We start from the raw sequence: 8,832 nt of genomic DNA, 5'->3' as shown, positions 1-8,832 counted from the left end.
GCCGGTGGCCGCACGGCAGGCCGCGGCCGGGGAGCGGACGCCGCCCCCCGGCCGCGGGGGGACCGCCGGCCGTGACCGGTGCCGGAGCGCGTCCCTCAGACATGGCCGTCCTGGAGGACGACGGACCGGGTGAGGTTGCGGGGCCGGTCGGGGTCGTACCCGCGGGCCTCGGCGCAGGCCACGGCGAGGCGTTGGGCGCGGACGAGGTCGGCGAGCGGGTCCAGGCCAGTGGGCGTGGCCGAGTCGGCGACCAGGGTGCCCCCGACCCGGTCGATGTCGTCGGCCAGTCCCTCCGGGAGTTCGCCGAAGACCCAGGCGATCCGTCCCGGGCCGGTGATGCTGATGGGCCCGTGGCGGTACTCCATCGCCGGGTACGCCTCGGTCCACGCGCCGGCGGCCTCCCGCATCTTCAGCGCGGCCTCCAGCGCCAGGCCGCAGGTCCAGCCGCTGCCCAGGAAGGTGAACTGTTCGGCTCCGCTCACTGCGGCGCCGAGGGGTTCGGTGAGGGCCCGCTCGGCGTCGCGGATCGCGTCGTCCAGGGGCCGTACCCCGGCGGGCAGGGCACCCTCCGACTCCAGGTGGGCGCGGAGCAGCGCGAGGTTGGCGGTGGCGAACCGGGTCTGGACGACCGACTCCTCGTCGGCGAAGTCCAGGACGGCGACGGCGTCGGCGGCCCGTGTCACGGGGGACGCGGGGTCGGCGGCGACGGCGCCGGTGGCCATGGTGCCCCGGACACGGTGCAGCAGGCCGAGCACCTCGGTGGTGGTGCCGGACCGGGTGATCGCCAGGACCCGGTCGTAGGGCCTGCCGTACGGGAACTCCGAGGCGGCGTAGGCGTCGGTCTCTCCGTGACCGCCGCTCTCGCGCAGGACGGCGTAGGACTGGGCCATGAACCAGGAGGTGCCGCAGCCGACGACGGCGACGCGCTCGCCTCGTCGCGGCAGGGCCGCCGAGTGCTGGGGCAGCGACCGGGCGGCCCGGCGCCACACCGAGGGCTGGGAGTATCGAAACAGGGAGGCGTGACAAGGCGTCAGCGGTGACGGCCGACGGCTCGCTCAGCCCGGGTGCGCTCCGGCGGACCGGGCGACCAGCGCCCCGGCGTTGCCCGCGAGCCAGGCGGTGACCACGTCGTCCGGCAGCCCGAGCGCGGTCAGCTCGTCCGCCAGCGGCCCGGTCGGCCCGGGATTGACCCAGGTCGAGGTGCCGAACAGGACCCGGTCCCGGGCCAGCCCCCGGGCGTGGTGGAGCAGCGGCTCCCAGCCCGATCCGGGCTTGGGCATGTGCCGGGGCCGGTGCGAGGAGAACTCCAGGTAGACCCCCGGATGCCGGGCGGCGGTGAGCAGCGTCTCGCGCACGTCGGGCCAGCCCGCGTGCCCGGCGACGAGCAGCAGCTCGCGATGGCGGCCCGCCAGCGCTTCGACCGTACGCCAGCTTCCGAGGCCGCTGGGGTGGCTCCGGGCGAAGTGGTGACCGGTGTGCAGCCAGACCGGCAGCCGCGCCGACGCCGCCGCGTCCCAGACCGGCGCGAACCGCGGATCGGCCGGATCGGTGCCGTCCAGGAAGGGGATCACGCACAGCCCGGTCGCCCCCGCCGCCAGCGACCGCTCCAGTTCCCGCAGTGCGGCGGTCGGGTCGCGCAGGGAGATCCCGGCCCAGACATGGATCCGGTCGCGTACGTCCCGGACGGTCTCCAGCAGCCAGTCGTTGACGGTCCGGCCGTCCGGCAGCCGCTCGGCCGAGCCCATGGCGAACTCCGCCGTCACACCCTGCCGTCGGCGGTCCGCGAGATGCGCGGCCAGGTCGAAGGGCGGCCGGCCCGGGGGCAGGAGCACGTCCACCGCGTCCTGCCAGCACACGGCCAGCGCGTCGCGGTACGCGGTGTGCGGGGCGTCGAAGTACCGGCAGAAGGAAGCGGAGAACACGTCCAGGTACTCGGGGGCGTTCTCGCCCAGCCGGTTCAGGTACACCCGCCAGGCCGCGTCGTCGTACACCAGCGAGCAGGCGTCCACGACCGGCGGGCGACTCGGGGCGGCGGGGCCCGCCATGGCGCCGGCCGCCGCTGTTCCGTTGCTCGGCACGAGGCCGCACGACACGTTCACGAGCACTCCGTCGAAAGTCGAAAGTCGGGAGTCGGGAGTCGGGAGTCGGGAGTCGGGAGGAAGCCGGAAGTCGGAAGTCGGGAGGAAGGGGGGCGGGAGGAAGGAGTGGGGCGTCGGAAGCAGGGAGCCGGGAGAGTGGGGGCGGGAGTCGGACATCGGAGAGTCAGGGGCGGAGCGCGCCGTCCGCCCGTGGGCGGCCGTCCCGGACTCAGGGGGCGGCGCGGCGGGCCTCCCATTCGGCCACCAGCGCCTCGGTCTGCTCCACGTACCCGTTGAACAGCTCGGCCAGCGACGCCAGCCGGTCCCGCGCCTCGCCGCGCGCCACCGGGATGCCCGAGCTCAGCGTCTCGGCGAACTTGCGCATGTGGGCGTTGTTCACCAGCAGCAGGTGGTGGAGGTCGCCCACCGCCTCGTAGTCGATCCGCCTGCTGCCGGGACGGGTGGAGCGCCGTACCAGAGCCCACGCCTCCAACTGGCGGGCGGCCACGCTCAGTCCGCTCTTGGCCTGGCCCAGTTCGCGGGTCATGGTGTCGAGGTCCACCGGCTTGTTGCGCAGCAGGAGGTAGCCGAAGAGGCGGCCGGTGGCCTGCGGGAGGCCCCAGCGCTCCATCAGCGAGCCCATCTCGCTGATGAGGGACGCCTCGGCGTCCCCGACCCCCTCGGAGCCGGAGGCACCGAGGGGACTCGCGTCGGGAGTGATGTCGTCGTGGTCAGTCATGGTCTCGTTGGGTTCTCAGGCCTTCAGGAAGGCGACGGTCAGCCGGTTGACCTCGTCGGGACGGTCCAGATTGGCGACGTGTCCGGCACCGGGGATCACATGGAACTCGCTGTGGGGATCGCGTTCGCTCCACCGTTCCATCGCCGAGCGGATGTTACCGGTGCCGTCGTGCTCACCGCAGAGCAGCAGCTCGGGCTTCTCCACGCGGTAGCCCGGGGAAGGGTCGATCGCGCGGGTCATGCCGTCCCAGGTGGTGAGGAAGGAACGCCGCCCGTTCGCCGCGAACGCCTCGTGCAGATACTCCCGGGCCCGCGGACTCTCCGCCGACGCCCGCGCCATCGACCGGGTCAGCCGGCCGAAGGGGACCAGCCGCATAAGGAGGCGCGAGAGGGTCAGTGTGCGCTGTTCGCGCCGGGTGATGGGCAGGGTGCTGGACGTGGAGCCGATCACCACCAGCGCGGAGACCTCCTCCGGCCGCCGGCGCAGGTACTCCTGGGCGATGTTGCCGCCCATGGACTGGCCCAGCAGCACCACGGGCCGCGGCATCCCGGCCGCGTCCAGCAGCGCCGCCAGGTCGTCCGCCGCGTGGACCGTGCGGAACCTGCCGGTGCGGGAGGCGGACGCCCCGTGGTAGCGGACGTCCCAGCGCAGGGTGCGGTAGCCCGCGTTCACCAAGGCCGGGATCTGCGGGTCGAACATGCGGTGGTCGGCCCCGGCGCCGTGGGTGAGGGCGATGCCCGGGCGGTCCGCCGCGCCGGCCGTCCAGTAGTGCAGCCGCGCACCGGAGGTGTCGAGGCTGTGCGCCGTCTCCTCGACCCCGGACCCGGCGACCGTCCGGCGCGCGGGGCCGGTCATCGTCCGGGTCCCTCGTCGGGGCCGGCGGCCGACGCGGGCAGGGCGGGGTGAGGGGGCGGCGAGGCCGCCCGGCGGGGGTGCCGCAGCGCTTCGTTCATCAGAATCAGAATACTCTATCCGTCGCGGCCGCAAAGGCGGACGGCCGCACCGGCCGGCCGGCGGTCCCGGCGGAGACACCGGAGCCCTCAGCCGCCGGTGAAGCGGGGCTGCCGCTTCTCCGCGAAGGCGGCCATCCCCTCGCGGGCGTCGGCCACCGTGGCGTGCGTCCTGAGGTGGTACGCGTCCTGGAGCCGCAGCCCGTACTCCGCCGGCTGGCCCCAGCTGCGCTCCCGCAGTTCCTTGAACAGCCCCACCGACGCGGTCGGAAGCGCGGCGAACCGGCCGGCCAGCTTCGCCAGTTCGCGGTCGAAATCCTCCGGTGCGCAGAGCCGGTCGAACAGGCCCAGGTGCACCGCCTCGTCCCCCGACACCATCCGCCCGGTGAGGTAGATCTCCGTCGCCCGCGCCGGACCGGTCAGCCGGGACATCAGCACCACGTTCCCCACATGGCCGACGCCGGCCAGACAACTGCCGATCGAGGCACGGGTGTCCGCCAGCCGGAAGTCGGCGGCGCAGGCGATCTCCGCCCCGGCGCCCGCCGCCGCGCCGGTCAGCCCCGCGATCACCGGCTTCGGCAGGTGCAGGATCGCCTCGCAGACCCGCAGGTAGTGCGCGTCCGAGGTGATCGGGTCGAAGGGGGTGTCCACCCGGTCGCCCAGCCGCCACCGCCGTACGCTCTCCACGTCGTCGCCCGCGCAGAACGCCCCACCGCTCCCGGTGAGCACGACCGTGCGCACCCGGCGGTCGTCCCCCGCGCACATCAGGCCGAGCAGGAGATGGCGGGAGAGCGCCAGATCGAGACTGTTGCGGCGGTGCGGCCGGTCCAGAGTCAGCGTGGCGACCCCGTCCACCAGCGAGGCTCGCAGCGGTACGTCCTCCTTGCCGTCCACCCGGTCGGCGAAGTCCGCGAACGACTCGGTCGCCGCCCCCGCCCACTCGGCCGCGGACCCCGGGCCCGCGTCGGTCACTCCCTGGCTCATACGATCCTCTCCCTGCGTACGCGGATGCCGGCGGCCTCGCGGTCCCACGTCCCCGCCACCACGCCCTCGGCGCGCAGCGTGTGCTTGGTGGGCTTGCCGGTCGGCGTCTTGGGCAGCTCCGGCAGCACCCGGACGTAGCGCGGCAGCATGAAGTGGGCCAGCCGCTCCCGGAGGAACTCCAGCAGCGCCGCCGGGTCGACCGGCGCCGCCGGGTCCCGGTCCGACACCACCAGCAGCACCTCGTCCTCGCCCTCGTCGCCGGGAACCGCCACCGCCGCCGCCTCCAGCACCCCCGGGTGGGCCACCGCCTGGGCCTCCACCTCGAAGGACGAGATGTTCTCGCCGCGCCGGCGGATGGCGTCCTTCTTGCGGTCCACGAAGACCAGCCCGCCGTCCGGCGCGCGCCGGAAGGTGTCCCCGGTGTGGAACCAGCCGTTGCGCCACACCGCGGCCGTCTCGGCCGGCCGCCCCAGATAGCCGCTCAGGAACGACCACGGCCGGTCCGCCCGCAGCACCAGCTCGCCCGCCTCGCCGTCCGGCACCTCCCGGTCGTGGTCGTCGACCACCCGGGCGGTGATGCCCGGCCGGGGGCGCCCGCAGTGCATCGGGACCCCCGGGCGATGGTCCGGCGCGGACAGCACCGGACACGACACCTCGGTCATGTTGAACAGCGCGCGGACCGACACCCCGAACCGCCGGGAGAACTCCTCAGCCCCCTCGGTGAACGGGATGACGTAGGCGGCCCGCAGCGGATGCGCGGTGTCCTGCGGCAGCGGCGGCTGCTTGAGCAGATAGGTCGCCATCACGCCGAGCAGCGTGCAGAGGGTCGTCCCCGTACGCCGGATCAGCGGCCAGAACTCACCGGTGCTGAAGGCGGGCACGACCGTCACCGAACCGCCGTGCACCAGCATCCCGTACGCCCCGATCGTGCCGCCCGCGTGGAACAGCGGCAGCTGGAGCAGATAGCGGTCCTGCGGTCCGGCCATGCCGTGGAAGGCGGCGGTGCAACTGCTGTACAGGTGCGCGTAGGAGGAGACGACCCCTTTGGAGGGGCCGGTCGTCCCGGAGGTGTAGATGACGGTCTGCGGGTCCCACGGCTGCGGCGCGGGCACCGGCTCGGTGAACTCCGCCCGGTCCGCCCGCAGTCCCGTCTCCACCCGGTAGCGCGCGGAGAGCCGCCCGGCGAGCGCCGCCACCTCCTGTGGCGTGTCGTCGGGACCGGGCAGCAGCACCACCGTGCGCACCGACCCGGCCCGCTCGTCCGCCTGCGCCAGCCGGGCCGCCAGCGACGGCCGGCAGACCAGCACCGCGGCCCCGCTGTCGGCGATCACCTGGCGCAGGATCGCGCCCCGGTAGGCGATGTTCAGCGGCACCAGCACCGCGCCCGCCAGGTTGACCCCGTACCAGACGCGCAGCGCGTCCGGCCCGTTGGGCAGCCAGCTCAGCACCAGCTCCCCGGGGGCGACGCCCAGCGCCTGGAGCGCGGCGGCCGTCTCCTCGGTCTCCCGAAGGGTGCGCGCGTACGACCAGGTGTCGCCGTCCGGCATCAGCGCGTACGGCGCCGTCGGCGTGGCGGCGGCGCGGCGGCGGAGCAGAGGTCCGAGGACGCACTGCTCGGCCGTCGGCACGTCGGCGGACGCCGGATCGAGTATGTCCTCGCTCACGCGGTCTCCCCGGCCCCTGGGGCGGGCAGCACCTGCAACCGCAGCACACTGTGGTAGGGGCCCCCGTGCCAGACCGTCTGCCGTGCGGGCCGGCAGTGGTCCGCCTCGCCGACCGGACCCGGAAGGTTGGGATGCCGGTCCAGGTGGGGGAAGTTGCTGCTGGTGACGTGGACGCGCAGCCGGTGCCCGGGGGCGAAGCGCCACGCGGTGTCACCGAGCAGCAGATCGGCGTCGTACGGCTCCTCCTGCGGGGCGCCTCCCGCGCCCTCCAGCCGGAGACTGGCCTCGGCCACGAGCAGTGAACGCCCGTCCGGGCACACGTCGGTGAGCTTGGCGACCACGGCGGTGGCGGGCGCCTCCGAGCCGAAGCGGAGCCGCAGCCGCTGCCGGCCCACGACGTCCAGCGGCTCGGTGAGCGGCTCGGAGGTGTACAGGAGCACGTCCGGCCTGCTCTCCAGGTGCGCCTGGTTGAGCGGACCCGCCGCCAGCCGGCCCAGCTGGAGCACCCGCCCGCCGTGCGAGGGCACCGGGTCCTCCGGGTCGTAGGTGAACGCGTCCCGCCCCACGCCCCCGGGAGGCGGTGCGGACAGAAGCCGGCCGCCCTTCCCGTCGCCCTCCGGACCCGCCAGGTACCAGGAGGCGTCCACGGCCTCGGGTGGCGGCCAGCTCTCGGCCCGGTGCCAGGTGTCGTCACCGAAGAGGAAGTACCGGACGTCCCCGCCCGCGGCCTGTCCGGCGCCGTCACCGCCCGTGGCCGTGGCCTGCCCCGTGTCGGGTCCGGCCGGCCGCAGATGGCGGTCGAAGAAGTCCAGATGCAGATCGGCCAGCCGCGCGCCCTGCGCCGAACCGTACGGGCCCGTGTTCACCTCGCCCTGCACCTGCGGCAGCTGACCGGAGTGCACCCAGGGCCCGACGACCAGCTCGTGCCGCCCCGCCACCGGGTCCTGGGCGCGCACCGCACGGTGCAGTTCGATCGTGCCGTAGGAGAACACGTCGTACCAGCCGCCCACCGAGAAGGTGGGCACGCCGACGTCGCCGATGCGGTAGTCGGCCACCGTCGCCGTCTTCCCCGCGAAGACGTCCCGGAGCCGGCCGGGGAACCCCTCGAAGTCGAGGACGGCCGACAACGGCAGGCGGCGCAGCGGCACGTCGGGCGTGGTGAGGAGCTGCACGACCTCGGCGACGACCGCCGCGTCCACCGGATCGCCCGCCGCGGCCCGGCGCTGCACCCACTCCAGCGCCGTCAGACCGAGCCAGCTCGTGAGGTGGTCCAGCCGCAGGCAACCGCCCAGCTGTTCGGCGTCGAAGGCCGCGGAGGTCGACATCGCGGGCGCGATGGCCCGCAGGTGCGGCGGCTTCTCCATGGCGGCCAGCCACTGGACGATCGCCTGGTACGAGGTGCCCGCCATGGCCACGTTCCCGTCGCACCACGGCTGCCGCGCGGCCCACTCGACCGTGTCGTAACCGTCCGGGCCCTCCTGCGCCCAGTCCAGCGGGGCCCACTCGCCCTCCGAGGCGAACCGGCCACGGGTGTCCTGCACCACCGCCGCGTACCCCCGGTCCACGCACTGGGACGGGGTCAGGGTGGCCAGTCCCAGGGCGGACTTGCCGTACGGCGTGCGGAAGAGGACGGCGGGTGAGGGCGCCGCGTCGGCGGGCCGCCAGACATCGGCCCGCAGCACCGTTCCGTCGCGCATCTCCACCGGCACGTCGTGCTCGATGAGGGTGGTCCTGCCCATCAGCGGTTCTCCTCGGGGGCCGGTCCGGCGCTCCCGGCGCGGGAGCGGTTCAGATGGCGGGTCATGGCGTCACCGGCGGCGGCCCGGCTCGCCGAGGGCTCGACGCGGACCAGCGGGCCCACGCTCATCCGGGCCGGCCGGTCCAGCAGCCACGCGACGGTGTCCGCGACGTCCTCCGCGTCCAGGACCTCCTCCTCGGGAACGCCGAGGTCGCCGGGCCGGGCCGCGAGCCGGGTGGAGACCCAGCCCGGGGCGACGGCGACCGCGCGGACACCGAAGTCGCGGTTCTCCTCGTGGATCAGTTCGGTGAGCCGGTGCACGGCGTGCTTGCTGACGCCGTAGGCACCACTGCCCGGCACCACCTCCGAGCCGACGCCCGAGCCGATGTTCACGACCCAGCCGTGGCCGCGTTCCCGCATCCCCGGCAACACCGCGCGGGCCAGCAGGAACGGCACGGTGAGGTTCACCCGCACCTGCCGCTCCCAGTGCCGCTCCTCGGTCTCGTGGACGGCGGCCAGCCGGATGGCGCCGGCGCTGCACACCAGCAGCCCCACCGGCCCCAGCGCGGCGGCGGTCGCGGCGACCGCTTCGGCGGGGGCGCCGGGCTCGGCGAGGTCCAGGGCGACCGGCAGCGCGGTCCCCCCGGCCTCGCGGATCGACTCCGCGACCTCCTTCAGC

At 74.6% G+C, this 8,832-nt stretch carries 8 protein-coding genes; all 8 read right to left on the bottom strand.

Annotated features, from left to right (window positions below; all coding sequences use genetic code 11):
• Positions 1 to 95 precede the first annotated feature (95 nt).
• On the bottom strand, positions 96 to 989 hold the full coding sequence (locus tag G3I53_RS13805) for a sugar isomerase (RefSeq protein WP_343240615.1): 894 nt from the start codon (positions 987 to 989) through the stop codon (positions 96 to 98).
• A gap of 66 nt (positions 990 to 1,055) precedes the next feature.
• Positions 1,056 to 2,099, bottom strand: a complete 1,044-nt coding sequence (locus G3I53_RS13800) for an amidohydrolase family protein (RefSeq protein ID WP_343240614.1) — start codon at positions 2,097 to 2,099, stop codon at positions 1,056 to 1,058.
• A 208-nt stretch (positions 2,100 to 2,307) separates the two neighbouring features.
• Complete coding sequence (locus G3I53_RS13795) at positions 2,308 to 2,817, bottom strand: ArsR family transcriptional regulator (protein ID WP_164333805.1); 510 nt, start codon at positions 2,815 to 2,817, stop codon at positions 2,308 to 2,310.
• Positions 2,818 to 2,832: 15 nt separating this feature from the next.
• Entirely contained in the window at positions 2,833 to 3,672 is an 840-nt protein-coding gene (locus tag G3I53_RS13790) for an alpha/beta hydrolase (RefSeq protein WP_164333806.1), read from the bottom strand.
• 185 nt (positions 3,673 to 3,857) lie between these two features.
• Positions 3,858 to 4,751 (bottom strand): enoyl-CoA hydratase-related protein, encoded by an 894-nt coding sequence (locus G3I53_RS13785; protein ID WP_164333807.1) that lies wholly within the window; start codon positions 4,749 to 4,751, stop codon positions 3,858 to 3,860.
• Positions 4,748 to 6,415, bottom strand: a complete 1,668-nt coding sequence (locus G3I53_RS13780; RefSeq protein ID WP_164333808.1) for an ATP-dependent acyl-CoA ligase — start codon at positions 6,413 to 6,415, stop codon at positions 4,748 to 4,750. Before G3I53_RS13780 ends, G3I53_RS13785 begins: the two co-directional genes overlap by 4 nt.
• A complete protein-coding gene (locus G3I53_RS13775) occupies positions 6,412 to 8,154 on the bottom strand; it encodes a CocE/NonD family hydrolase (protein ID WP_164333809.1) in 1,743 nt (580 codons plus the stop codon). Before G3I53_RS13775 ends, G3I53_RS13780 begins: the two co-directional genes overlap by 4 nt.
• Positions 8,154 to 8,832, bottom strand: a 679-nt coding sequence (locus tag G3I53_RS13770; RefSeq protein ID WP_164438385.1) for an SDR family oxidoreductase, incomplete at its 5' end; no start/stop codon positions are given. The genes G3I53_RS13775 and G3I53_RS13770, both read right to left, overlap by 1 nt.

This window comes from Streptomyces sp. SID14436, from assembly GCF_010548465.1.
Classification (GTDB): domain Bacteria; phylum Actinomycetota; class Actinomycetes; order Streptomycetales; family Streptomycetaceae; genus Streptomyces.
This window is presented reverse-complemented; position numbering and strand designations above follow the sequence as displayed.

Bases quoted from the DNA above. Each gene is read 5' to 3' on its own strand.
- G3I53_RS13790 (WP_164333806.1), bottom strand. From the start codon at position 3,672: ATGACCGGCCCCGCGCGCCGGACGGTCGCCGGGTCCGGGGTCGAGGAG.
- G3I53_RS13795 (WP_164333805.1), bottom strand. From the start codon at position 2,817: ATGACTGACCACGACGACATCACTCCCGACGCGAGTCCCCTCGGTGCC.
- G3I53_RS13775 (WP_164333809.1), bottom strand. From the start codon at position 8,154: ATGGGCAGGACCACCCTCATCGAGCACGACGTGCCGGTGGAGATGCGC.
- G3I53_RS13785 (WP_164333807.1), bottom strand. From the start codon at position 4,751: ATGAGCCAGGGAGTGACCGACGCGGGCCCGGGGTCCGCGGCCGAGTGG.